Below are 24,636 nucleotides of genomic sequence, written 5' to 3'. Positions count from 1 at the left end.
TGACAACGAAAAGAAAGCTCTAACTTAGGTTGCTGCAAGAACCTCAATAGCGGAAATTGAGGCAAAGTCTTGTTCAGCTTTAAATTGCAAATTCAGCGTTCCATCATTCACTTGAATGCCATTAATCGGCACGACAACTGCTTTGAGTGCGTCACCACTCGCCGCAAAAATGTCAAAATCATTCAGTATTGTTTGACCCTCCGCAATCACATCAAAAACACGTTTGCCTGCACCCCCCGCTGCTCGTCCTGGTGCACCATAGTACAATTCAGCAAAATGCAACTTAATATCCACACTTTGGGGTGTAGCAATGGGTAAATCTAACGACAACACCCGCGATGAGATAGGGGTATTGTTATCCCCCACCTTGCCGCGAAAACTTTGATAAAGCGTGTCATCAAATGTATTAGCAATTGCCGGAGTAGGATTAACCGGACCACCATTGAGTGCGATCGCGCCTTGAGGGTTAAATAGTCCCGTATCGCCTGACCAGATGTTGCCTTGACTATCGGTGTATGATGTATTGCTACCTACATTTATGCGATACAGTGCTTGTGCATTACTATTAATAGCTTGGTTTTTAACAGGCACTCCTTTAAACGTCGTTGCAGAGAACCCTGGAGAAGCACCAGTAGCAAAGAATATATTGTTGCCAATTCGCCCAGCAACTCCTGAAGATCTCGGTCCAGGAATAGGCGATAACACAGACCACGAATCAGCCAGTGGATCGTAAGCTTTTACTTCGCTGATATCAGTACCATCAGCAAGCATTCCTCCTGCGACAATAATTTTGCCATCCATTACAAACGTGGAAGCAGAAACATGCGATAGCGCTTGAGGTAAGCTTTTTGCTGACTTCCAAGTATTCGTTGCCGGATGATAAACATTCACGGTAGCTTGAGCACCTTCATGTTCTGAACCAACTTGACCGCCAATAGCATAAAGCTTTCCACCAACAACGGCATCTGCCATGTGGCTACGAGGATTAGGTAATGGAGCTAAGTTAGTCCATTGACCACCATTGAGTGGTAAAACCCAGTGAGTGCCTTGATCAATTCTGTTGGCATTCACACCGCCAAAGAAGTGCAGTTTGCCATTGAGAACCGATAACTCACCAGAACCTCTAGCTGCAGGCAAAGATGGCATTGCAAACCATTTGTTTTGGACAGTGTTATACCGCCATACTTCATTTGTGGCAAAGGTCTGTCCTCGTGGTTCTTTTCCTGGATAGCCACCAGCTAGATAAATATTGTTTCCTGCAACTGCAATTCCAGCATGACTAATCGCAGTTGGCAAATTTGCTATTCTTTGCCATATATTTGTTGCAGGATCGTAAGCGTGCGATTGCTTAGTTGGAGTATAAGTATTATCAATATATCCACCAAATAAATATAACTTATTGTTAGCTACGATACCTGAAGACTCAGTACGACCAAGTGGTGATGGTTTAACATTACTCCAATTAATTTGATTAAAGTCAGGGTTGGCACTAGCAAGAGAATTGACTCCAAAATAATCAAACGTTACATCCACTTTTTTCGATTGACCCGTGAACGCTAAGATTCCGGCACGGGACGTTGCACTGTTGGCAAAAAATGACGCTGCTCCCGCACCAATTTGTACTTGTTGGAGTGCAGTTGGTAATCCTGTGTTCGAGTTCACTCGATAGGCAGCGTTGAGAGTTTTGGATTGCGGGTCGCCCGTCAGATATAAGTCTAGAGTATCGATGCCTGCCCAATTCAAGCCTGTGATTTCACCAATACTTGCTCCAATGCCATTTTGTTCTTTGTAGAACTGCAACTTCAATTGTTTGCCATCGTTGACGACAACTAGCTTGGCATAGTTATCTTGGTCTGATCCCACAAAGATGCCACCTTGCTTGTATGCTGCATTGAGGTTGGTGACTGGTCCTTTGAGCCGCGTACTAATACGAAATGGTTGGGTGATTGTATCTACTGCTACTTGCAGTGCATTTTTCAGGTTATTTGCTGCGGCGTTGCTGCCTTGAGTTGCGGTTAGTACTAAGCTGCTGCTGGCTGTATCGACATTGATCAAACTTAGGTCATAGGCATCGCCTGTACTGTTTGCTTGGACTGAGCTGAATCCTGTTCCTAATCCGTTTTTATCTGCTACTGTTCCTGGTGTTGCTGTTGAAAAATCCAAGCTTAAATATGTCGGCACGAAAACACTCCTCTGGTCACTTATCCCGCCTGATAACTTCATAAAAAGTCAATTCACAGGTGGCATAAATTGTATCACTCGTCACTTTACTCACTAGATGCACTCAAAACCTCAAGAGCGGAAACTGAGGCAAAGATCTTGTTTGGTTCTAAATTGCAAATTCAGCATCCGTTTTTATCTGCTACTGTTCCTGGGGTTGCTGCTGAAAAGTCTAAGCTTAAATCAGCAGGCATGAAGATTCTCCTTTAACGATCGCTTGTTGTGTTAACTTACTTTCAACAGTGAAATCTGACCTGCAGCACCGCCCTGAATGAGTTCTGCAACGTACAAATTGCCAGCATTTGTTCTTGTGTCTTCCACTAAATCCAAAGGATCGTTTAACCCAGAAACAATGCGGGTGACATTTCCTCTAGGAACGTTGCCGTTAGCACCTGGTTCTAGTGCCAATATGTCATTGCCGCCGCTGTACTGTGTAACAAGCAGCTTGTTTTTCAAAGCGCCTCCGAAAGTATTGCTCTTGTATTCAATGGCGCCATTGGGTGATTTATTGCGTCCAAAATCGTAAGCAAAGCCTGAGAAGTTAGGATCTGGCTGAACACCAACCGGATAACCTGCATATACAGCATTAGTAACAGGATCAACGATTCTCACTACTTCAGCTGGATCGACACCATTTGTCGGATTACCGCCATTGAGAATGTACTCCCCACGTTTGGGATTCGGATGACCGTAGTAACCGCTTTCTACTACTCTATATAAGTAGTCATTTTGAGCAGCAACTTTTTGTAATGCTTCATTTCTTGAAGTTCTGGGATCATCTGGAGTATTACCATTAGCACCACTGCCGTTTGTCGGTACGTATAAGCTACCGTTACTATGCCAAACTAAGTCGTAAGCATTCCGGATACCAGTAGCATAAATTTTGACTGGGGCATTAATGGCAAAAGGATTATAGTTTCCTTGTTTACCGCCGTAGTTTTCGGTTTGGACATTAAAGCCACCAATAGGGGCATTTCTGTAAGGATCAATTTGCAAAACCGCAGCAGTTAACAATCGCTCAGGTCGATTTGCCCAAGCTGTATCTGGCGCACCCAACGCACTATTGCTACCCTGGGTCATGTAAAGTTTACCGTCTGAACCAAACGCGAGGCTATTGCTGAGATGATCTTTGGCTGAGCGTGGTAAACCAACGACATAGTCTTGGATATTGGCATTAAAAGAGTTTGTATTGGAATTAAGAACCAGCTTGGAGATGGCACCTGTAAAGTCTTTTGCTGGTTGAGGAAAAAGTGGATCGTTATGCGAAATCCAAAGATTATTGGGGTTGTTGGGGTCGAAGGCAATACCAATAATTGCACGACCATCTAGCTTTGCTGGTGCAAAAGTTTGCAAATTTGATAATTGACCCGAACCTGTATTGATGTTCCAACGGCGGATTTTGCCATCGAGTCCAGCAGCATATAATTTGCCATCAGGACCAACAGTTAAACTTGCTAGTGGTGCACCTTGGTATACAGACTGTTGGGTGAAATTAACTCGGTTATCAGTCGGATTGGTAGTCGTGTTTCCTGTATTAAACGTGAAACTACTCGTGTTGAAGCTTGTACCCGATTCGTCTTTGACGTTGTTTGTAACGATGAAGGTGTAGTTAGTGTTAGGGGCTAAATTCTGACTAGGTTGGTAGACAATAACATCATTGCCGCCACTTGTTCCTACAAGTCCAGGAACTTGTTGACCATCTTTTGTCCGATACAGTTTTACAGTTGATGCATTTAAGCTGTTAGCTTCAACACCTATGCCTGCACGTGCCAGCGCTACATCTACATTAATCGATGTATTGAGATATGCTCTACCCTGTGTATCACGATCAACTGCAAATCCTGTAATGTTAGGGTGTTTTCCTGGGGTGATGTTAAAGATTTCGATGAAGTTGATTTTGGTGTTAGTTCCACCGATCGCATCAATTGTCAACCTACCATCGTTGACATTCACTTTAACGGTTTCTAGCTTATATTCTTGCAGCGCAGTGCTTTGGAATTTGTCAATTGCGGTCACACCTTCAACGCGAATTGAGTGCTTGCTGTCATAGACTCCATTGGGGTTTGGTCCATCACCAACGCTGACACTCACGCTGTACAGTCCATTCGGAACTGCCATTTCCCAAGCTGCCGCAGGAGTATTGGGATACTGCATATGCAGTAAAGTATCAATGCGTTGATCCACACCTAGGCGATCGCGATCGCGGGCAAATTGCCCAATGTTTAAAGGTGTACTTGTTCCATTTCTAACCCAACCATAGCCACGAACGTTATTGAATCCTGCGCCATTGTCTGTGACAAAACCTGATGGTAGATTCGCGTTGTTGGGTTGAAAGTTGACTTTAATTTCTTGAGCAATGCCAAACTGATCAAACGCAACTGCAACATTGGGTGCATTCGTTGTAGAAGCTAAGATACCAGCAGTAGTGTTACCAGAATTGGCAATAAAAAAGGGTGTATTTGCCTTAATTGTGGCAGACTGATTGACGACAGTAGCTGGTGCTGTATTTGAGTTAACGCGGTAAGCTGCCTTAAACGTTTTTGTCTCAGGATCGCCTGTGAGATAAAGGTCCAGCGTATTGATATTTCTCCAATTGAGATTAGAAATTTCTCCAATACTTGAGCCTACTCCGTTTTCTTCTTTGAAAAACTGAAGTCTCAAGCCATTCGCGCCACCAGTATTGATGACAACAAGCTTGACATAATTATCTTGATCCGAACCAAAAAAAACGCCACCTTGCTGAAAAGCAGTTGCAAATTTAGTGGGCGATCCTTGTAACCGCGTGCTAATTGTAAACGGTTTAGTGTCATCAATTCCGCGCTGTAGTGCGTTTTTTAGTGAGTTGTTTGTCCAGGCACTACTACCCTTTGTTGCAGTTAGAGTCAGTTTTTTAGCGGTTGTGTCGAGATCAATTTGACTCGGTTGATAATGATCCCCACTGCTGTTAGGCTCTACCGATGTGAATCCGGTGCCTTGACCATCTTTATCTACAACTGTGTCAGGAATCGCGAAAGAAAAATCAAGGTTTAACATTAGAAATCCTTAATTATTTGACATAGCTGGTACTGCCGGACGCTAATAACGCAGCAATGTTGAATTGGGGCAGTACACAGAAGTAAGTAAGCCATACTTACACTTTTAAGAAAAGTAAGAATATTTCAGGTGTTAAGAGCTAATGTCTCATCGTGAATTAATTTATGAATCTGCAACGCCTAATAGTGTTTTTATGCAACTCTCAGCTAAACTAGCTCGGCTGAATTTCACATAACCCGATAGGACATACGTAGTATTTTTACGCGGATACTCCCCAGCACAGAAGTGTCCTACTTACTATCACAGAAATCTTTACCAAATCTTCATAGAATATGTGGAAATGCCTGGTCGTATCACGCAAATCTTTATTAAATCTTTATGCTTTTGGAGGTCAACGCCTAGTATCATCACATTTTATTTACGTTATACTAGTAAAATTACTTAAGCCACTTTAATTAGATGTAATAAATATATCTTAAAAAGAAAATAGCTTAATAAAATATTTATATTTTTCAGGAGTTATTTAGGCGAATTTAAGGTTCATTATTAAAAGTCATTAAGACCAACAGCTTGAAGCATCTTCCCTGTCCCAAGCATATCGAACATTACCATATCAGTCTCCAAAATAGCTGCAACAGATCATAATTTTCCCGTACTCTCTTTGTTCTACACGTGGCAACTCCAAAGAAAACAAAATTGAATTACAAAAGAAGGCAGCATTAGAATTGACTAGCAATTGGTTGAGTGTAAGCAGAAAAGCTGGCAGTTTTAAGCATTTCTACCGTTGCTTGACCATTTTGTACCCAAAACTGACGCCCGAAGCGGACTAATTGATTGCGATCGCCTAATTTTACTAGCGCCAGCACAGGAATCTTTGCCTTATCTTTCTCACCCAACTGTTCTTGTAAAATAGTTTTCAAGCGGTGTTGATAATCAAGAGTTGCCGCTTGCTGAGGATCGAGTTCCACCATAACTAGCTGCACAGTTTCAATTGATTCAGCATCTTCTACAATCAACTGAAGTTGGTCATCACGGCGATCTACTTTACCCCAAACGACCATTCTGGCATCAGCAACGAGGGATATGCCAATACGTTCGTAAGCTTTTGGAAATACAACGGCTTCAGTTTGTCCAGTTAAATCTTCTATTTGTAAAATCGCCATGCGATCGCCTTTTTTAGTGACTACTGGTTTAATATTAGTCACCATGACCACGGCACACACCAAAGTACTATCTTTTTGATCGCCCAATTGCGATAGATTTATCGGCGATAAAATTTGTGCCCGAGAACGAAGAGACTTCAACGGATGATCGGAAACGTAAAAACCAAGTAATTCTTTTTCCCATCGCAGTTTTTCCATAGGTGGGTAGTCTGCAACAGAAGGGGCTTTGGGTGCTAAGTCATAACTAGTGTTATCGTCATTATTAGTTGTCCCACTCCAATCAAATAAATTAACTTGACCACTCGCACGATCTTTCGCACGCGATTGCGCCCAATCGATCACTAACTCAAGGTCTTGAATCAGTTGGTTGCGATTAGCTTCGAGTTTATCAAAAGCACCGCAATGAATTAAAGCTTCTAAGGTACGGCGATTCACAGCACGCAGATCGACGCGATCGCATAAATCGGCAAGAGATTGAAATTCACCGCCCTCATTACGGGCTTCTAAAATCCATGCGATCGCGCCTTGTCCAACATTTCTGACAGCTGATAAGCCAAACAAAATCTTACCAGCTACAGGTGTAAAATCCACCCCAGAGCGGTTAATATCTGGTGGTTCAATCTGAATATTCATATTCAGACACGTAGAAAGATATTTTTGGAGCTTATCCGTATCACCGCTGTTCGCTGTCAGCAGTGCTGCCATGTATTCTACAGGGTAATTTGCTTTTAAATATGCTGTTTGATAAGTGACATAACCGTAAGCAGTCGAATGGGATTTGTTAAAACAATACTCCGCGAACTTGACCATCTGGTCAAACAATTCTTCCGCTACTTGCTTTCTAACGCCATTTTTAGCTGCACCATCAACAAAAGCTTCTCGATGTTTTTGCATCTCGGAAACTTTCTTTTTACCCATAGCCCGCCGTAAAAGATCTGCTTGTCCTAAAGAATATCCGGCTAAATCTTGAGCCATTTTCATGATTTGCTCTTGATAGACTAAGACTGCATAAGTTTCATTTAATATTGGCTCTAATAGTGGATGAATGTAGTCTAATTCTTCGCGACCGTGCTTGCGGTTAATAAACTTGGGAATAAGCCCAGCATCGAGAGGTCCAGGACGGTATAATGCCAAAATTGAAGAAATATCTTCAATACACGAAGGCTTTAAATCGCGAACAATTTGCCGCATTCCTGAAGACTCAAGTTGAAAAATGCCTTCAAGTTCACCTTCTTCAAGAACTTTATAAGTTTTCTCTACTTCCTGGGGCATTTTTTTGACTTCGCCCTTAGCTAAGATTTTTTGAACTTTTCTTTCTTCTAAGGGTAGATAGTCGGGATCAATCTCGATATTCTGGTTTTGTTTGATTAACTCGATTGTTTTCTGAATAAGAGTTAAATTTTTCAATCCCAAAAAGTCCATCTTCAGCAATCCCAGTGATTCCAAATCTTCCATAAAATACTGGGTGATAACTGAACCATCATTATTTTTTTGCAATGGAACAATCTCATCTAAAGGTTCTGAAGAAATAACAACTCCTGCAGCATGAACGCCAAAGGTTTTGTTAGTTCCTTCAATCCGAATTGCCATATCAACCCAGTGACGGACTTTAGGATCATTTTGATATTTCTCTTTAAACTCTGGTGCTGGAGTTGCATCAGAAATCATCACGGCAAGCTTAGTTGGCTTACCGCGCACTACAGGAATTAGCTTTGCCATCCGGTCAGCTTCACCATAGGGAATATCTAATACCCGTGCCACGTCTTTTAAAACAGCTTTAGAAGTAAGACGGTTGAAAGTAATAATTTGGGCAACTCGATCTGTGCCGTATTTTTCTGTTACATATTCAATAACTTCATCGCGTCTTTCGATACAGAAATCTGTATCAATATCAGGCATTGATTTACGCTCAGGATTCAAAAATCGTTCAAATAACAATCCGTGATGAACAGGGTCAATATTTGTAATTTTTAAAGCATAAGCGACTAAAGAACCGGCTGCAGAACCCCGTCCAGGACCTACAGGAATTTGGTGATCTCTAGCGTATTTAATATAGTCCCACACAACTAAAAAGTACGTAGAAAAACCCATTTGTTGGATCATCTTTAGTTCATAATCCAACCTTTCTTTATATGTTGGATCAATTTCACTGCGCGATCGCTTTCTGAAGCGTTCTAGCATTCCCTCCCAGACGACTTCTTCTAGAAAAGTATCGGCGGTGTGTCCTGCGGGAACTGGATAATTAGGAATTCGCGGTTCGCCCATGATATGGTAAGGTTCAACTTTATCAGCAATTTCCAACGTGGTGGCGATCGCTTCTTGAATCACATCATCAGGTAAATGATCGCGAAACAGCTGACTCATCTCTTCCGCAGATTTGAGATACTCTGTTCCGCTGTATCGCATCCGTTTATCTTCTGCAATGAGTTTTCCTGTTTGAATGCACAACAAAGCGTCGTGTGCTTCTACGTCGAAGCAAGAAATATAATGCGAATCGTTTGTAGCAATAAACTTAATATCTAATTCCCGAGCAATTTTAATAATTTCAATATTAACAATTCGGTCTTCTTGAGAACCGTGGTCTTGAATTTCTAAATAATAATCATTACCAAATATATCCTTATATTCTTGTGCTACTTTCCGTGCAATATCTAATCTTCCTCGCAAAATCGCTTGCGGTACTTCTCCACCTAAACAAGCACTAGTAACAATTAGTCCTTCATGATATTCTTTTAATAGCTCTTTATTCACACAAGGGCGCGAGAAAATTCCTTTACCTTGAATACCTTTAAGGTGAGAGATTGTTGTTAATTTAACAAGATTTTTGTAACCCTTTGTGTTTTTTGCTAAAACAACTTGGTGATAACGAGGGCGACGTTTTTTCTCCTCAATATCTCCATTAATAACATACATTTCATTGCCAATAATTGGCTTAACGTTTTTGTTTCGGCAAATTTTAATCAGTTCGATTGCACCATACATGACACCGTGATCGGTCAGTGCGATCGCTTTCATACCCAACTCATTTGCTCGATCAATCAGTTCTGGTATTTGACTTGCACCGTCAAGCAAGCTGTAATCACTATGAATGTGTAGACCTACAAAAGACATAAACTTTATAATAAGAGAATTAAATAACTAAGATTTAAGCCACTTGAAACGACTTTCCTACAATTAAAGGTTCTGGCAAAATTTCACCATCTTCTACTGCTGATTTTACTAAAAATTCTAAAACTTCTTGAGCATTTTTTAAAGCTTTTTCGTAGGTGTTTCCGTGGGTTACTGGCTGCATAATATTATTAAATTCAGGTAGGATGACAATAAAGCATTGATCCTCGTCTGACCATTGAATAATAGTGTATTTCATTCTTCTATCTCCTTTTCATTTATTTGTTTTAATTGATTAATTGTTTGATAAACTTGTTTTTCTAAATATTTTTTTTGCATCATCGCCATCTTTACCCACTATAATTATTGATTGAGATAATTGTGGATGTATCTACTTAGTATGGCTACCTTTTGCAGGTTTGTATGTAAACCCTGCTTTTAACAATATTGTTGTATTTCTCTAATTTTCTTGGGCATATTATGTAGCCTTCTGATTTTTGGCTGATTCAGCACCCAAGTATACTGTTTCTAAGAGAGTTTCTTGAATTTCAGCTGCCATCTTTTGTAGTCTATAAGCTTTTGCATTTGGACGAGAGCTGACGATTTTTTCTAGTCTATTCTCAACAAAATGCAGTGCCACACCATCATCTGCGGCATATCCATCACTGATGTATCCTGCTGATAGTAAACGATGGTAAGCAGGTCTTCTTTCTAATTCTCCGTCATAATGCGGACAATTGCTACCCTGAAGCAACCCAAGACAAGGTAACACTGTTAATTCTCCAGGAAGCGAATCGGTGACTCCTTGCTCAAACCAGCAGATCGAACCTGCACTTAAACCAGCAAGAATGACACCATTTTCCCATGCTTCTTTAAGAATTTTGTCCAGTTCCCACTCCTTCCAAAGCGCCAGCAGGTTCTTTGTATTTCCACCTCCTACATAAATAACATCTTGCTCTAGTACTAAAGTTCTTAGATCAGCATGTGGCGGCTTAAATAGTGATAGATGTGAAGGTGTGGATGGTAGTGTTGAGTAGGAAGCATAAAACCTTGTGATGTAATCTTCTGCATCACCACTCGCGGTAGGGACGAAGCAAACTTTTGGTTTTTCTTTATTGACTAAATCGAGGATGTATTGATCTAGTAGCAAGTTCTCTGGTTCCATCGAGAAACCACCGCCACCCATGGCAATAATTTGTTGGCGTGACATGATGAGCGATCGCCTCACAAAAATGACAACTGTTGTATCCAAACCCGAAAAGCCTTGATCGCTGCGTTTCTTCCCTGCACCTTACTCTGGGCAACATATTGGGGAATGACTTCTACAATCGGTAAGTTAGGAAAAATCTGACTTTGATGTGTTGCGACATACTGATGTTGCAATACATATATTTGTAGCGATCGCCCATCATAAATCCACAACTCAGGAACACCTAAAGCTTCATAGCTACTTTTTTTAATTTCGGAAGCACTTGTAATATCAATTTCAATTGCTAAATCAGGTGGTGGATCAACGTTAACATCAATTTTATCTTTACCTCTAATTGCCGCTTCATGCTGGATATAAAAGCAAGCATCAGGTTCTACACCACTTGCCATATCTTTACGTTTAAAGGTAGTAGAGCCAAGATTTCTAAATTCAATATTGAGTTCTTCTAACAAAATCTCGACTAGGTTACTGATGAGAATCTTGCCATCTTCGTGTTCTGCCAGCGGTACCATAATTTCCAACAGTCCTTTATAGTAGGCAAGTCGGGAAGCACGGGAATTTCCTAACTCATCTAAAATCTGCTCAAATTCGTTCCAGCTGATGTTTCGTAGTAGTACTCTTTGCCCTGGCTTAACCTCTAACTGATTTAGTTGTAATTGCATCTTTTAACTCCATGTGTTCTAGTATTCCGCCACTTGTTGAGTTGCGACTTGTCGAACAAAGTTTTGTACCACTTGAAAATATTTAGAACCTGCAACTTCTGCGACATTATTATGTCCCGCACCAGGAATCAAAACCAACTGCTTTGGTTCAGGTGCAGCAGCGTAGAGTTGTTCGCTCATTTGCGCAGGAACTTGCCAATCGGCAGTACCGTGAAGAAATAAAACAGGGACTTGTAGTGCATTGATTCTACTAATTGAGTCGAAGCGCTGACGTAAAATTAAATCAACAGGAAATATACGGTAGGCACGCTGAAAATCGATCATGGCACGGATTGAAGTAAACGAGCTTTCGATAATTAATCCTGCCGCATTAGGTTGTTGTAGTGCTAGGTGAATGGCGATCGCACCACCTAAAGAATGCCCATAAATAAAAATCTGACTCGGATCAATTTGTCGCTGGTTTACAAGATAATCCCATGCCACCGCAGCATCTTGGTAAACACTCACTTCAGAAGGGAAAGCCCCCTCACTGCGCCCGTAGCCACGATAATCAATTAGTAAGACTGAAAAACCCATCTGGTGAAATCGATGGGCATGAGCAACATTTGCACCAATGTTAATTCCGTTGCCGTGCAAATATAGTAGTACTTTGCCATTGGATTGAGTCGCAGGAATCCACCAGCCATGAATGCGTTCTACTTGCTTTGTGGTTGTGGTAACAGGTAGCCATACTTCTTGATAGCGGAGGTTAAAAAACTCTGGTGTCGTTTGAATAACGGGTGAAGGAAAAAAAATAAAGCGGGTTTGCTGAAAAAATAGATAGACGCTTAACCCGATATAAAAGAGTGCAGCAACTAACCCAGCACTCAGCAGCCACCTCAAAGATAATTTGTTGAGCATGGATACCCTTCTACTTGCGTACGGATGCACAAAGTTATGATAAAAAACTTATTGCTGTGCATCACTATACTGACACTGACTGTGGAGATCGCTATGTTTTCAACAATTTGGGAGTATGTTTGTGCCACTCGGTAGCTTGCTCATAAGCATAAGCAACTTGAAATAGCAGGTCTTCGCGCAGTGCGTTTCCAATCAACTGCAATCCAATTGGTAAACCTTTGTCATCAAAACCACAAGGAATACTCATTCCTGGCAAACCCGCGAGATTGACGGTAATTGTCATCAAATCAGTCAAGTACATACTTAGGGGATCGTCCGTCTTTTCTCCCGCCTTAAATGCCGTTGTAGGTACAGTTGGACACACTAAAACATCAACATTGGCAAACGCATTTTCAAAGTCTTGCTTAATCAGGGTGCGGACTTTTTGCGCCTTTAAATAATACGCATCGTAATAGCCTGCTGACAGCGTGTAAGTTCCCACCATAATTCGCCGTTTGACTTCAGTGCCAAACCCAGCAGCACGAGTGCGGTTATACATCGAGAGGAGATTTTCGGCATCTGAGGTGCGCAAGCCGTACTTTACACCGTCGTAACGTGCCAAGTTTGCTGAAGCTTCCGAGGGCGCAATAATGTAGTAAGTAGGCAATCCATAGCGAAAGCGAGGGCAGGAAATTTCTTGAATTTCTGCTCCTAAATCCTTAAGTTGTTCAATCGCTTTTGTGACAGCTTGTTCCACCGCTGGATCTAATCCTGCGCCGAAGGTTTCTTTGATAATGCCAATGCGGAGATTTTTGACATCAGGTTTTAAAGCTTGCGTGTAGTCTGGAATTTCAACTTTGAGACTTGTGGAATCTTTGGGATCGTAGCCTGCGATCGCGCCGAGTAAAATTGCAGCGTCTTCTACTGTGCGTCCAAATGGTCCAATTTGATCTAAAGATGAAGCAAACGCCACTAAACCATAACGCGACACTAAACCGTAAGTCGGTTTCATGCCAACAACGCCGCAAAACGATGCTGGTTGACGAATTGAACCTCCAGTATCAGAACCTATGGAAACGACACATTCTTGTGCTGCTACCGCCGCTGCAGAACCACCAGAAGAACCACCAGGAACTCGTTCAAGATCCCAAGGATTTGCAGTAGATTGAAATGCTGAGTTCTCGGTAGAACTGCCCATAGCAAATTCATCTAAATTGGTTTTGCCTACCATGACAGTACCTGCGTCTGCTAACTTTTGTGTCACAGTGGATTCATACGGCGGTACAAAGTTTTCCAGTATTTTAGAAGCACACGTTGTCCGAATTCCTTTGGTACACATATTGTCCTTAATCCCAATCGGAATTCCTGCGAGTACCCCGATTTCTTCCCCCGCAGCGATTTTGGCATCTACTGCTTGTGCCTGTGCTAACGCCGTATCTGCTGTCACCGATAAGAAGCTGTGTAATTTCGGCTCTAAGGCTGCAATGCGCTGCAAGGCTTCTTGAGTAATTTCAACCGCAGAGCGCTCTTTGCTCACTAGTTGTTGGTGCAACTCGCGGATGGATGCCATTTTTTGCTCCTTTAACTTGCGATCCAGATTATTTAGTTTAATTCAGGACTTACATAAAAAGTTTTGAGTTTTGAATCAAAGAATTTTCTTAACTTTCTGAAACTCAACACTCAACATTCATAACTCTCTATTACCTATTACCACTTCCCACCTATATTAAATATATTGCCACTCATTTTTCTCTAGTGTCTTTACCTCAAGCTGTTCAACCTATCAATCTCAACGTTCATATTCAAGGAAACGGCTTCCCCATTCTCTGCTTACATGGTCATCCAGGTTCAGGGCGTAGTCTGTCTGTTTTTACCAACCATTTATCTCAGCGTTTCCGTACAGTTGCCCCAGATTTACGCGGATACGGCAGCAGTCGTACGCAACAAAATTTTTCGATGACCGATCACTTACTAGACTTGGAAGCACTAATAAACCGCTTTGATATTCAGCGCTGCTTAGTTCTCGGCTGGTCTTTGGGAGGAATTCTAGCAATGGAACTCGCACTCAAATTGCCCGAACAAGTTAGCGGGTTAATTCTCGTCGCAACTGCAGCGCGTCCCAGAGGAAATCATCCATCGATTAGCTGGCAAGATAATGTGTACACTGGTGTCGCATCTGTTTTAAACTGGTTACAACCAAGTTGGCAGTGGAATATTGAAACATTTGGTAAGCGATCGCTCTACCGCTACCTCATTCAACAACATTCTTCTACTGCCTATCGCTATCTAGCTACTGATGCGATCGCTGCATACCTCCAAACTTCTGCTGCTGCGCAACGAGCATTAAATACTGCTTTACAATCTGGTTATGATCGCTTATCAGACTTGCACAAAATTGAGTGTCCCAGCTTAGTGCTAGCCGGAGCAAGCGATTTTCATATCACTGCTGAATCGAGCCTTGAAACTGCGCGACATTTAAAATATTGCCAATGGCACTGCTACCCAAACACAGCTCATCTTTTCCCGTGGGAAATTCCTCAACAGGTGTTGAGTGATGTTGACCAATGGATTATTCAACACCCTGAAGTTGTCAAGGAGTGATTAGGAACTCGTGGTTGGTGTGGGAGTACAGGAGCCTTGTAGAGTAGGAGTGTGTGTGAGCTAATTGCTATTTCTCCCCTCTTTTTTACATCTGACCGCTAAAAATTGGTGTGGCTTTAGGCTGAATCATATCTCCTAAGTCATCAGCAACTGTCAAATTCTTAGGTTTGCAGCGCTTGACTGCTACAACGATCCCTTGTGCGCCTTCTTGTTCTAAATCCTCTAGATACCCAGCTTTGGCAGCATTTGCTTCCTTAACACTCAAGAAAGGACCAAAGTAATACGTGCAGCGCGGATTCTGTGTAACAATTTCTACCCACCAAGCCCAGCCTAAGCTATGAAAGAGATTAGTTAAAACTTCTTTAAAACTATTCCAAAATGTCTTCATGGTTTTTGCTGTTTTGTCAATTGGTTACAGATGTGACGCGGTCTGCTACTGCTTCTAAGTACTTCACACTTTGTTATACTCTGTTACGCTTCTTTTTTCAAATTATCTTATTTTAATTTTTCTAAATGAAGCATATTTAACCATCGTTGGCGGTAAATTTCATACAGAGCCATTCCAGCTGCCACTGAGGCATTCAAGCTTGGGGTATTACCCAAAAGTGGAATCGACACCAACACATCACAGCAGCGTTGTGTCAACAAACTCAAACCTTCTCCTTCAGCACCAATAACTAAAACAATAGACCCTGAAAATTGCACTGTATGAAGTGGTTGGCTTGCTGTTGCGGCTGTACCATAAATCCAAAATCCAGCCTGTTTAAGTTCTTCTAAAGCCCGACTGAAATTAACGACTCTAGCAACAGGAAAGTTTTCCAAAGCACCAGCAGCTGCTTTCATAACGCTAGAGGTAATTCCTGCTGCTCGTCTTTGAGGTATGACGAGTCCCTGCGCCCCGATCGCCTCAGCCGTCCGAATAATCGCTCCTAAATTGTGGGGATCAGTAATACCTTCTACTGCTACGACCACAGGTGCCTCAGTTTTAGCTTTAGCTTTATCGATTAGTTCGCTTAAATCGCTATACGCATAAGGCGCAATTTGAGCAGCAACTCCTTGATGATTTGCATGATGAGTAATTTGATCCAATCGTCTAGAGTCAACTTCATCAATAACCGTACCGTTTTCTTTGGCTTGCGTCACTAACGAATGAAAACGGGAATCGTAGCGCAGGCGTGAGGTAATCCAAATGCGGTTAAGCTGTCTTTGATTTTCTAGGGCAGCTAAGACAGGATGACGTCCATAGATTAAGTCGTTGTCTTCTTTTGAAGTTGACTCTTCTGTATCAACGTTACGAATAGCAGGTCTTGTCGGTGTAACGTCAACCTGCTTTGGAGATTTGAGCAAAGGTTTTGAGGTTGCATTACCCCTGATTTTTACTGGCTTATTTCGCTTTGCTCCGCCCGTAGATCTAAATTTCTGTGGTTTGTTAGCCATTTATGTAATAGTTAAAATGTTAAGTTCTGTTGGGCATCTCTATTATTTGAATTTAACCGACAGTCTTAATCAATTTCAGTATAGAGAGATAACTTCCATTACTCATTGCTCTGCTGCTCAAAGTCCAGTTTGTGTAATAACTGAGTGAGACGTTGACAGTTAGTGAGATACAGATAGCCGACTAAAGTTTCTAAACTAGATGCCTGTTGATAAATTTCCGGATTCACTCGCTTAGGAGGTTTAGTTGCAGCATTTCGACCGCGACGGACTATATCTAATTCAGTGCTAGTCAGGTAAGGAGTCAGCGATCGCAAATGTAATGCCTGTGCTTCTGCTCTTACTTGTGCCACTACTAAACGATGATAAGCTTGGGAGCGCTTGGGTGGCAGTAGGTAATAACTCCTAATATAAAGCTCATAAACTGCATCTCCTAAATACGCCAAAGCCTGAGGAGAAATTGCTTGTAATTGCGATAACTCGTTCGCCAAGGCTGGTAGCAGTTGACCTAATTTAACATTTAATTTACTTTCTATTATAGATGAGCCATCAAGTAGCTCTTCCTCCTTTGGGTTCACAATTTAGATTATCCTTGATACCTGAATCAGCAATCAGACAAAAATTAAGTGACAAGCAGTTTGGCAACACAGCCAAGTTCATGTTAAATAATCTTTTATTATCCTCGATCCCCAACCTCTACAAGACTCAGGCGAGCAATTATTACTAGCGATCGCCTTCAATAATAAGTATTAAGAGCTTTCACAGTCGTTAAGCTACATACTGCTTATTTGCTTTTAAAATTTACTCAACTAACCTTGTAGTCATTAGCTGTCATATTAAAAAATTAAGCTACCCAGATAATACAACCGGATAGCTATGCGTTAGCTTTTCTGTTGCCAGGTCATGACTATTTAATATTTCCTAGAGCTACTTCCACTGAAGGTCGCAGGGAGAGAAATTGCTCTAGACGAACCAGCTTAACTGTTTGAGTCACGCGGGCATTGGTAACAATCTGTGAAGTGCCCTCGGCGTTTTGTGCCTGTTTTGCCAGTTGCACTAGAGCGCCTAGACCTGAACTATCGACGAAGTCAATCTGTGAGAGGTCCAAAATGATGTTTTTTGGTCCTTCATCGATACATTTACCAATGACTTTACGAAAGGTAGGCTCAGAAAAAGCATCTAATAGACCCGTGAACCGGAATAATTGATAGTTATCCCGCACTTCGCGAGTTCCTCTCAAACTAACCGTAATATTTAGTGGCTCAGCAATAATACCCTCCTATCTAAACCTTAATTAAAATGTTTAAAGTTGAGGATCAAGTATAAAATCTTTTTTGAGATCTTGTCTACTACCATGAGGGAGAAATTGAGAGTAGGAGAGCAGAAGGGCAGAGGGTCGTGGTGTAGGCGGGTAGGCGGGAAACTAAAAGAGTCGTGAAGTGTTGAGTTATGAAAACTCAAAGTTCAAAATTCTTTTAATAAATGCCTCCGGCACCTTTCTTCGCTTTCCAAAACTCAAAACTATATTACCCACACTCCCACTCGCCTACTCGCCCACTCTAGCCACTAGTCACTCGTTCCTGCTTCGCCTCGCGCATCAATTTGACAAACTGCTCAAATAGATAGTCAGCATCGTGAGGACCTGGACTTGCTTCTGGGTGATACTGCACTGAAAATAAAGGCAGTGACTTGTGTCGCAATCCAGCAACGGTAGAATCATTTAAGTTGAGATGCGTGACTTCGATATCCGCAGCAGGTAATGAATTGGCGTCGATCGCAAAACTATGGTTTTGACTGGTAATTTCTACACGTTGTTTAAGACCAGCAGGTTGATTAAGACCGCGATGCCCAAACTTAAGTTTAAATGTTTCTGCACCGAGAGCTTGACCTAAGATTTGATGCCCCATACAAATACCGAACATCGGTTTTTGGCTTGCTAACAGTGCTTTTGTTGTTTCAATTCCTTCTATAACTGCTGCGGGATCGCCAGGACCATTGGATAGAAAAATCCCGTCAGGGTTGTATTTCAAAATTTCTTCAGATGGAGTATTTACAGGAACGACAACAATTCGACAGCCGTGACTTGCCAAGCGACGCAGGATATTTCGCTTGACACCAAAATCAATCGCTACTACTGTCAAAGGTTCTGTAGCATTTTCTTGAGTAACAGGCTTAAATTCCCAAATTGATGTAGTGGGATCAGACCATTCGTAAACATTAGCAGTTGTAACTTCCCGTACAAGATTTAACCCTTTCATACTGGGGGCTGCTGTAACTTGCTCAAGTAGCTCAGATTCATCCAGAATCTCAGCAGAAATGCCCCCGTTCATAGCACCAAAAGCTCTAATTTTGCGAGTAAGAGCGCGGGTGTCGATACCATATATGCCTGGGATATTATGCTGCTTAAGATAATCTGGCAAGCTATCAGTTGAGCGCCAATTACTAGGCTTATCACAGATATTACGAGCTATAGCACCTCGAATCTGTGGTCGATGGGATTCTTCATCTTCTGGATTGACACCAGTGTTACCGAGTTCCGGATAAGTAAAGATGACAATTTGACCGCAGTAGCTTGGATCTGTTAAGACTTCTTGATAGCCTGTCATCCCTGTATTAAAAACAACTTCTCCTATTGTGGTTCCAGGAGCACCGAAAGAAAAACCACGATAAACAGTTCCATCTGCAAGGACAAGTAGCGCTGGTTTAGCGTCAAATGGGGACATAAGCAATTAATATTCAAGGCTGACGGGCTATTGCTGGTAATTATGCCATGAGTCAACTACAACTGAGCATTGCTATGTAAGAATGCGATCGCATTTCCTCAATTTAAGCGCCTAAATAACTACTTTACACCGTAGTAAAAGGCAATTTCTTTGTCTTTAAGCGGAGCAAAATCGGCATCAATTAGCATTTGATTAAGTTCTACCTGAGAAATATGCTTCGCACCAATTCGCACGATTCGCGATCGCATTGTATTAGAAACGCCACTACGCTGCCTACCTGCTTCTAGTGCCATAACTTGGCGATAGAGTTCTAATTTTGCAGAAGGAATAGGAGTTCCATCAAAGTCAATTCCCGATGCAATGGCTACATCAACTGCATCTGCACCTGTAGTTTGATTCATCGAATTTTGAGAAGTCATGGTGATTGCTGTCATACTCTACGGTTGCATTTTATCAGGAGCGATCGTTGCCATGAACTACTGCTGCGATCAGCAAACCCTAATTTGTTACCTGCAAGTACAGTAGCAATCAAATTCTAATGGAATTTTTCACAAAATTGAGTAAACAAACACTTGCCACCATCAAAGCTTTTGATCTAACCTCTAGCCAAATGCATACTTTCACCCTCGTTTTTCCATGACTGATTTTTACGTTCCTGATCCACAAGACCGCTCTCTACAAAAAGCAATGACTAACAGACTAGTAGATGAGTATTTCGATTATTCCGAAAGTTGGTTAAGAGCTATTTTAAGAATGTGTATTTTTTCTCTAACTCAACTTGGTGGAAAAACTGCATTGCTGATAGAATGTCCCAATCAAGCAGTTGCCAAACGTCTGAGTCGCAAAACTTTTCCTTTAGAACAGTTTATGGAATACTTTTCTTCAAGTTACCCCGCGAGTAGGCGTGTTCTGATCTGCTATCAAGATAGTTCCCTTGCTACTTGGCGATGTTTTGATACAGAAAGTAATACTTGGAAAACATGGGAAAAATTACAAATCTCTACAGCATCTGCAGACGGGTAAATTGATTTATATTACGATTGGGATGCTATATCTTAAAAATAAGAATACTCAATGTCCAGTCGAGTGAATTGGAAATCTCTTTACTCGACTTAATTTGAAAGTTAGCTCTGATTAGTTATTTGTAGTTTGAGAAGAAGTTTACTAATGATTTAATTGTCTGTTTTGGGCAAAAGCGCTAATTTCTGCCAATAACTGACTTAATTGCTCTTGGGTCAACTGCTTTTTTAGTAGTTGCTTGTGCTCTGCAGTCGCAAATAATTGTTCCAATTCTTCTACTGATAGCGTAACGCCCTCAGTTTCAGAATCAGTACGATCGCATGCAGCTATTTTAAGGATAACTAGAATTAAAAATCGCTTTAATGCTGCCTTTTGAGTAGCATTTAATTCTATTTCGTTAGCAAATGACTCTAATTCGGTCAACTCATTTTTATCATTTTTAATAGTGAGCTGCTTTTCACTAATTTTGGCAATTCCTAAGATACCAAGGATTCCACCTAAAAGTGTTCCTATGTACAATCCTGTAGTGCCACCTTGCCAAACAGCCCCTGGTGCTGCCCAAGCATAACATACGGTTTCCAAACCCCAAGGTTGAGCTTGGCATCTTTGACGCTGAATTTTCAAGCTAATCCGACTACCAACATAAGCACTAACAGTTCCAACTGTTAATGCTACACAGGCACAAAATAGAATTCGTTTTACTTGCCGCAATCCTTTCATCAACCAGTGTTACGCATGCCAGCAGCAATGCCATTAATTGTAAGCAACGCTCCACGGAGCAACTCACCTTTACTGTAACGCGAGTGAATGACCCCTGATGTCGTGTTAGTGCATTGACGCAGTCGCTTGAGCAAAGAAACTTGCAAAAAGCCTAAAGGTACAATTGTTCCATTGCGTAATTGAACAGACTTTTGCAAAATTGGATCGCCATCCAAAAGACGTTTGTGACCAGTGATTGTTGAAACTAAGTCTCTTGTGAGGTAAAATTCGTTGGCAATTTGCTCAAACAGTCTTTCAAAGCGGGCTAAGTCTTCAGGTTGTGAGAGTTCCTGAACATAGTGCTTTGCCATTTGAATATCTACTTTTGCTAAAGTCATTTCAACTTTAGAAATCGCCATTTTAAAGAAAGGCCATTTGAGGTAGAAATAGCGCAGCAGCTTGATGTGTTCTTCTGGTTCTTCGTTGACAAACTCTTGTAAAGCAGTGCCTACACCGTACCATGCTGGCAGAAGAAAACGGCTTTGTGTCCAGCTAAATACCCAAGGAATTGCACGTAAAGAACTGAGATCTTTCTTTCCACCTTGGCGTCGAGCCGGTCGAGAACTAATCTGGAGTTGGCTAATTTCATCTATGGGAGTAACTTGATGGAAAAAGTCAATAAAGTCTGGTTGCTCATAGATTAAAGCACGATAGTGACTGCGCGATCGCGCTGCGAGTTCTTCAATAATTTCGTTCCAAGGTTGAATATTATCGAATCCAGTCCTTAATAAGCTTGCTTGGACAACTGCAGTTGTAATAGTTTCTAGATTATAAACCGCTAGTTCTGGCAAAGAATATTTTGACGCCAAAACTTCTCCTTGCTCAGTAATCTTAATTCTGCCGTTGATGCTATGTCCAGGCTGTGCCAAAATTGCTTCATAAGCTGGTCCACCTCCACGACCAACCGATCCACCACGTCCGTGGAAAATCCGCAACTGCAAACCAAACTCTTCTGCAATTTGCTGCAATGCTTTTTGGGCTTTATGAATTTCCCAATTACTGCTTAAAAATCCAGAATCTTTATTACTGTCAGAATACCCCAACATCACCTCTTGAAGATTGAGTGTCAATGTTGAAGGAGGGGGCGGTGGTGCTGTTGTGTTATCTTCTGTTGATGGCTGTTGATATCCACCGGCAAGTAATGCGCGGTATAAAGGCAATTCAAACAATTGTTGCATTACCTTGGGTGCTCTGAGTAAATCTTCAACAGTTTCAAACAAAGGCACAACTTGCAGCGTACTTGTGCCTGTTGCGGGATCGTACAAGCCTGCTTCTTTGGCGAGAAGTAACACTTCTAGCAGGTCACTCACTTCATGACTCATGCTGATAATGTATGTTTGGCAGATGCCCGAACCAAACTCTTGCTGAAGCGATCGCACAACACGAAATGTTTCAATGACCTCAGTCGTCTGAGGCGTAAAAGGTAATTCCGCTGGAATTAAAGGGCGACGAGTTTGTAATTCTGAAACCAACCACTCAACGCGTTCTACTTCTGATAGATCTTTGTATGAGCGAGGTGTGATTTGTAGATACTGTAGAATTTCATGCAATACATCAGCATGGCGCGATGATTCTTGCCGAATGTCGAGATGTGCCAAGTTAAAATCATAAATTTCCACTTGACAAATCAAGTTTTCTAATTCGCGACAGCTTAAGCCAGTTGCTTCTAAATTTCGTTGAATGAGACGTAATTCAGCCAAGAAATCAGCGCTATAGCGGTATATGCCTCGTGAATCACTTTCTGGTTCGATAATTTCGCGTTGGCGTAAATCTCTGTTATATAAGCGACTGTTGCGATCGCGTGTATTTTCTAAACGCTTGAGCAAATAAGATAGCTTGAGACGATACGGCTCTTGTCGGTAACGCAGCGCTAGCGCCTCATAAACTTCACTCATTTGTGATTGATCTTGTTCCAGTGATTCGAGTAATTCTGGCAAGACATCACTCCAGTGAAGCGATAAACTTAGTAAGTCAATCAAATGCTTCACTGACTGAATATATTTTTCCAGTACCATTTGACGCTGGTAGCATGCTGTTTGCCATGTCACTTGAGAAGTTACAGAGGGATTGCCATCGCGATCTGCTCCTACCCAAGAGCCAAACTTACAGAAATTATGGCTTGGTGCATCGAGTCGGGGAAAAGAACTTGACAATGCGTGTTTAAAGCGCTGATGAAGTTGCGGAATCTCATTAAATAAGACTTCCTTAAAGTAGTGCAATGCATACTCTACTTCGTCTAACACTGTGGGTTTAAATTGATGTAATTCATCTGTTCTCCACCACAGACGAATTTCCTCAGTTAATTGTTCGCGTAGCTGGGTAGCCTCCCACGATGTTGCTTTATTAAGGAATCCTTGCTTTTCCTCTAACTGGTCTAACCTTTGTAACAACTTCGCCATGCGCCGCTGTTTTTCGCGAATTGTTGGACGCACGATTTCAGTTGGATGGGCAGTAAAGACCATCCTGACATCTAGTTGATTAATCAGGCGCTGGATTTGCTGGGGTGGAACATTTTGCTCTTTTAGATGAGGAAACAAAGCATGGAAGGTACTATGTTTTTGCTCTTCTGGCTGAATTGCTTGCCAGCTTTTTTCGAGCATTTCTGCACCAGGTTGTCCATTGATTGTGTTTTCCAGTCCTAGCGACTGCTCATCTACTGAATTGAGAATTTGTTTGCTGTTACTACTATTGTGCTGCGATGAGCGAGCAAGTTGTAGTCGCTGTTCGTAGTGCTGCTCGACAATGTTAATCAGCTGAAAATATAATGCAAAAGCGCGTGCTGCTCTAATTGCTTCGTTTAGGTCGAGCTGGGCAATTAACTTAGTGACTTCCGCTGCTTGGTCGTTTGTTGCTTGTCCTTCTGGCGAACAAAGGTCGCGTAGCTGGTTTAAAAGATTAACCAAATCTTGACCGCAATCTTGTCGCAGAACAGACTCCCACAAGTCCTCCACCAGTTGGAGGCGTTGCCGGAGAAATAAATCTAAAGCCGAAGGCACAGTCAATGCCTCATCAGAAAAGAGGTGGATGAGCGAACTCATAGTGTCTGTTCAATTTTAAAGCCAGGAATATAAATAATTTTATGGGTTAAATTCCCCTCAAGTAGTTGCACAAGCAACAAACTTTGGAATTAACTTGTGCGCTTACTCATTTATGGTGTTTTTTGCGGTTCTGGAAAAGGTAGTATTGGCAGGCGATCGCCACGCAAAATTTCCTCTGCAGATTGTCCAACAGACTCTATTAATTCTGAATAGGCTCTCAGACCTAACATTGCTAATAAGACTGGTCCAGTGCCAATTTGTAACAAAACTTGAGGACTAAGACTAAAAAAGAATAAGTCTATATCCTGCTGTTGTTTCTTACCTTGATTCTCAAATGTCATTTTTGCTTGTATCCAGTTGAACTTAAATTTAAAGTGTTATTCGCCGTTTTGCTGAGGTTTTGGGTTGTACTCAACTCGATTGTGAAACAGTTGTCTTAGTTCTCGATTACAAGTAGGCGTCCCAGCAATATATAAGTTGAAGTTTTACCTAATATTTAACAAATTAACTCTTTGGATATAGATTAATCTAGGTAAAGTAATGTAAAGTGTGAGTACAGGCAAAGTTAATCTGTCTGATTATTCTTCGGATAACTCTTGTAGTTACAAAAAGCAATCATAGATATGACAACAACTCTACAAAGACGCGAAAGCGCATCGTTGTGGGAGCGGTTTTGCAACTGGGTAACATCAACAGATAATCGGCTATACGTAGGCTGGTTTGGAGTATTGATGATCCCAACCCTCTTAGCAGCAACAACCTGCTTCATCATCGCATTTATAGCAG

General features: G+C 41.6%; 19 protein-coding genes and 2 pseudogenes. 3 read left to right on the top strand and 18 right to left on the bottom strand.

Going from position 1 to position 24,636, the window contains the following annotated elements:
* Nucleotides 1–24: 24 nt before the first annotated feature.
* The 9 genes and pseudogenes from CSQ79_RS18580 to gatA all read right to left on the bottom strand — a co-directional run bounded on the left by CSQ79_RS18580 (nucleotide 25) and on the right by gatA (nucleotide 13,845).
* On the bottom strand, nucleotides 25–2,181 hold the full coding sequence (locus tag CSQ79_RS18580; protein ID WP_099702650.1) for a Kelch repeat-containing protein: 2,157 nt from the start codon (nucleotides 2,179–2,181) through the stop codon (nucleotides 25–27).
* Nucleotides 2,182–2,445: 264 nt separating this feature from the next.
* Complete coding sequence (locus CSQ79_RS18575) at nucleotides 2,446–5,253, bottom strand: Ig-like domain-containing protein (protein WP_099702649.1); 2,808 nt, start codon at nucleotides 5,251–5,253, stop codon at nucleotides 2,446–2,448.
* Between the two features lie 719 nt (nucleotides 5,254–5,972).
* Nucleotides 5,973–9,527: a DNA polymerase III subunit alpha gene (locus CSQ79_RS18570; RefSeq protein ID WP_099702648.1), complete on the bottom strand. Its 3,555-nt coding sequence runs from the start codon at nucleotides 9,525–9,527 to the stop codon at nucleotides 5,973–5,975.
* Between the two features lie 34 nt (nucleotides 9,528–9,561).
* The gene (locus tag CSQ79_RS18565; protein ID WP_099702647.1) at nucleotides 9,562–9,783 is read right to left on the bottom strand and encodes a type II toxin-antitoxin system HicB family antitoxin; all 222 of its coding nucleotides are present in this window, start codon (nucleotides 9,781–9,783) and stop codon (nucleotides 9,562–9,564) included.
* Nucleotides 9,780–10,001 (bottom strand): annotated as a pseudogene (locus CSQ79_RS28965) (type II toxin-antitoxin system HicA family toxin). Before CSQ79_RS28965 ends, CSQ79_RS18565 begins: the two are co-directional and overlap by 4 nt.
* Nucleotide 10,002: 1 nt before the next feature.
* Complete coding sequence (locus tag CSQ79_RS18555) at nucleotides 10,003–10,734, bottom strand: Type 1 glutamine amidotransferase-like domain-containing protein (RefSeq protein WP_099702646.1); 732 nt, start codon at nucleotides 10,732–10,734, stop codon at nucleotides 10,003–10,005.
* Between the two features lie 14 nt (nucleotides 10,735–10,748).
* Nucleotides 10,749–11,396: a Uma2 family endonuclease gene (locus tag CSQ79_RS18550; RefSeq protein ID WP_099702645.1), complete on the bottom strand. Its 648-nt coding sequence runs from the start codon at nucleotides 11,394–11,396 to the stop codon at nucleotides 10,749–10,751.
* Between the two features lie 18 nt (nucleotides 11,397–11,414).
* Nucleotides 11,415–12,296 carry an alpha/beta hydrolase gene (locus CSQ79_RS18545; RefSeq protein ID WP_099702644.1) on the bottom strand — a complete coding sequence of 294 codons (882 nt, stop codon included), beginning with the start codon at nucleotides 12,294–12,296 and terminating at the stop codon, nucleotides 11,415–11,417.
* Nucleotides 12,297–12,387: 91 nt separating this feature from the next.
* Entirely contained in the window at nucleotides 12,388–13,845 is a 1,458-nt protein-coding gene (gene gatA / locus CSQ79_RS18540; RefSeq protein ID WP_099702643.1) for an Asp-tRNA(Asn)/Glu-tRNA(Gln) amidotransferase subunit GatA, read from the bottom strand.
* Nucleotides 13,846–14,030: 185 nt separating this feature from the next.
* On the opposite strand from gatA, the gene CSQ79_RS18535 reads away from it, so the two are divergent.
* The gene (locus tag CSQ79_RS18535; RefSeq protein WP_099702642.1) at nucleotides 14,031–14,876 is read left to right on the top strand and encodes an alpha/beta fold hydrolase; all 846 of its coding nucleotides are present in this window, start codon (nucleotides 14,031–14,033) and stop codon (nucleotides 14,874–14,876) included.
* An 85-nt stretch (nucleotides 14,877–14,961) separates the two neighbouring features.
* Here the strand turns inward: CSQ79_RS18535 and CSQ79_RS18530 are convergent, their stop codons facing one another.
* From CSQ79_RS18530 to CSQ79_RS18505, 6 genes are all read right to left on the bottom strand, one after another.
* The gene (locus CSQ79_RS18530) at nucleotides 14,962–15,264 is read right to left on the bottom strand and encodes a DUF1816 domain-containing protein (RefSeq protein ID WP_099702641.1); all 303 of its coding nucleotides are present in this window, start codon (nucleotides 15,262–15,264) and stop codon (nucleotides 14,962–14,964) included.
* 107 nt (nucleotides 15,265–15,371) lie between these two features.
* Nucleotides 15,372–16,313 (bottom strand): 23S rRNA (guanosine(2251)-2'-O)-methyltransferase RlmB, encoded by a 942-nt coding sequence (gene rlmB, locus CSQ79_RS18525; protein ID WP_099702640.1) that lies wholly within the window; start codon nucleotides 16,311–16,313, stop codon nucleotides 15,372–15,374.
* 98 nt (nucleotides 16,314–16,411) lie between these two features.
* The gene (locus tag CSQ79_RS18520) at nucleotides 16,412–16,888 is read right to left on the bottom strand and encodes a Mini-ribonuclease 3 (RefSeq protein WP_099702639.1); all 477 of its coding nucleotides are present in this window, start codon (nucleotides 16,886–16,888) and stop codon (nucleotides 16,412–16,414) included.
* Nucleotides 16,889–17,217: 329 nt separating this feature from the next.
* Nucleotides 17,218–17,532 (bottom strand): STAS domain-containing protein, encoded by a 315-nt coding sequence (locus CSQ79_RS18515; protein ID WP_502693941.1) that lies wholly within the window; start codon nucleotides 17,530–17,532, stop codon nucleotides 17,218–17,220.
* A 337-nt stretch (nucleotides 17,533–17,869) separates the two neighbouring features.
* The gene (carA, locus tag CSQ79_RS18510; protein ID WP_099702637.1) at nucleotides 17,870–19,033 is read right to left on the bottom strand and encodes a glutamine-hydrolyzing carbamoyl-phosphate synthase small subunit; all 1,164 of its coding nucleotides are present in this window, start codon (nucleotides 19,031–19,033) and stop codon (nucleotides 17,870–17,872) included.
* Between the two features lie 119 nt (nucleotides 19,034–19,152).
* Nucleotides 19,153–19,452 carry a small RNA NsiR4-regulated ssr1528 family protein gene (locus CSQ79_RS18505; protein ID WP_099702772.1) on the bottom strand — a complete coding sequence of 100 codons (300 nt, stop codon included), beginning with the start codon at nucleotides 19,450–19,452 and terminating at the stop codon, nucleotides 19,153–19,155.
* Nucleotides 19,453–19,720: 268 nt separating this feature from the next.
* On the opposite strand from CSQ79_RS18505, the gene CSQ79_RS18500 reads away from it, so the two are divergent.
* Complete coding sequence (locus CSQ79_RS18500) at nucleotides 19,721–20,056, top strand: hypothetical protein (protein WP_289501305.1); 336 nt, start codon at nucleotides 19,721–19,723, stop codon at nucleotides 20,054–20,056.
* 141 nt (nucleotides 20,057–20,197) lie between these two features.
* Here CSQ79_RS18500 and CSQ79_RS28085 read toward each other — a convergent pair whose 3' ends face one another.
* From CSQ79_RS28085 to CSQ79_RS18485, 3 genes are all read right to left on the bottom strand, one after another.
* The gene (locus tag CSQ79_RS28085) at nucleotides 20,198–20,773 is read right to left on the bottom strand and encodes a hypothetical protein (protein ID WP_289501304.1); all 576 of its coding nucleotides are present in this window, start codon (nucleotides 20,771–20,773) and stop codon (nucleotides 20,198–20,200) included.
* A complete protein-coding gene (gene ppc / locus CSQ79_RS18490) occupies nucleotides 20,773–23,850 on the bottom strand; it encodes a phosphoenolpyruvate carboxylase (protein WP_099702635.1) in 3,078 nt (1,025 codons plus the stop codon). The genes CSQ79_RS28085 and ppc overlap by 1 nt, the downstream gene beginning before the upstream one ends.
* Nucleotides 23,851–23,960: 110 nt before the next feature.
* Nucleotides 23,961–24,191, bottom strand: a complete 231-nt coding sequence (locus CSQ79_RS18485) for a hypothetical protein (RefSeq protein WP_099702634.1) — start codon at nucleotides 24,189–24,191, stop codon at nucleotides 23,961–23,963.
* Nucleotides 24,192–24,473: 282 nt separating this feature from the next.
* Between CSQ79_RS18485 and CSQ79_RS18480 the strand changes: the two are divergent.
* A pseudogene (locus CSQ79_RS18480) lies at nucleotides 24,474–24,636 on the top strand (photosystem II q(b) protein); the annotation flags it as partial.

The sequence above is a fragment of the Gloeocapsopsis sp. IPPAS B-1203 genome (assembly GCF_002749975.1).
Classification (GTDB): domain Bacteria; phylum Cyanobacteriota; class Cyanobacteriia; order Cyanobacteriales; family Chroococcidiopsidaceae; genus Gloeocapsopsis.
The sequence above is the reverse complement of the archived record's forward strand: the minus strand, read 5'-3'. Positions and strand labels throughout refer to the sequence as shown.

What these genes read in the sequence shown, in the direction of transcription:
- CSQ79_RS18575 (WP_099702649.1), bottom strand. Translation starts at nt 5,253, where the DNA reads ATGTTAAACCTTGATTTTTCTTTCGCGATTCCTGACACAGTTGTAGAT.
- CSQ79_RS18570 (WP_099702648.1), bottom strand. Translation starts at nt 9,527, where the DNA reads ATGTCTTTTGTAGGTCTACACATTCATAGTGATTACAGCTTGCTTGAC.
- CSQ79_RS18565 (WP_099702647.1), bottom strand. Translation starts at nt 9,783, where the DNA reads ATGAAATACACTATTATTCAATGGTCAGACGAGGATCAATGCTTTATT.
- CSQ79_RS18555 (WP_099702646.1), bottom strand. Translation starts at nt 10,734, where the DNA reads ATGTCACGCCAACAAATTATTGCCATGGGTGGCGGTGGTTTCTCGATG.
- CSQ79_RS18550 (WP_099702645.1), bottom strand. Translation starts at nt 11,396, where the DNA reads ATGCAATTACAACTAAATCAGTTAGAGGTTAAGCCAGGGCAAAGAGTA.
- CSQ79_RS18545 (WP_099702644.1), bottom strand. Translation starts at nt 12,296, where the DNA reads ATGCTCAACAAATTATCTTTGAGGTGGCTGCTGAGTGCTGGGTTAGTT.
- gatA (WP_099702643.1), bottom strand. Translation starts at nt 13,845, where the DNA reads ATGGCATCCATCCGCGAGTTGCACCAACAACTAGTGAGCAAAGAGCGC.
- CSQ79_RS18530 (WP_099702641.1), bottom strand. Translation starts at nt 15,264, where the DNA reads ATGAAGACATTTTGGAATAGTTTTAAAGAAGTTTTAACTAATCTCTTT.
- rlmB (WP_099702640.1), bottom strand. Translation starts at nt 16,313, where the DNA reads ATGGCTAACAAACCACAGAAATTTAGATCTACGGGCGGAGCAAAGCGA.
- carA (WP_099702637.1), bottom strand. Translation starts at nt 19,033, where the DNA reads ATGTCCCCATTTGACGCTAAACCAGCGCTACTTGTCCTTGCAGATGGA.
- CSQ79_RS18505 (WP_099702772.1), bottom strand. Translation starts at nt 19,452, where the DNA reads ATGACTTCTCAAAATTCGATGAATCAAACTACAGGTGCAGATGCAGTT.
- CSQ79_RS18500 (WP_289501305.1), top strand. Translation starts at nt 19,721, where the DNA reads ATGACTAACAGACTAGTAGATGAGTATTTCGATTATTCCGAAAGTTGG.
- CSQ79_RS28085 (WP_289501304.1), bottom strand. Translation starts at nt 20,773, where the DNA reads ATGAAAGGATTGCGGCAAGTAAAACGAATTCTATTTTGTGCCTGTGTA.
- ppc (WP_099702635.1), bottom strand. Translation starts at nt 23,850, where the DNA reads ATGAGTTCGCTCATCCACCTCTTTTCTGATGAGGCATTGACTGTGCCT.
- CSQ79_RS18485 (WP_099702634.1), bottom strand. Translation starts at nt 24,191, where the DNA reads ATGACATTTGAGAATCAAGGTAAGAAACAACAGCAGGATATAGACTTA.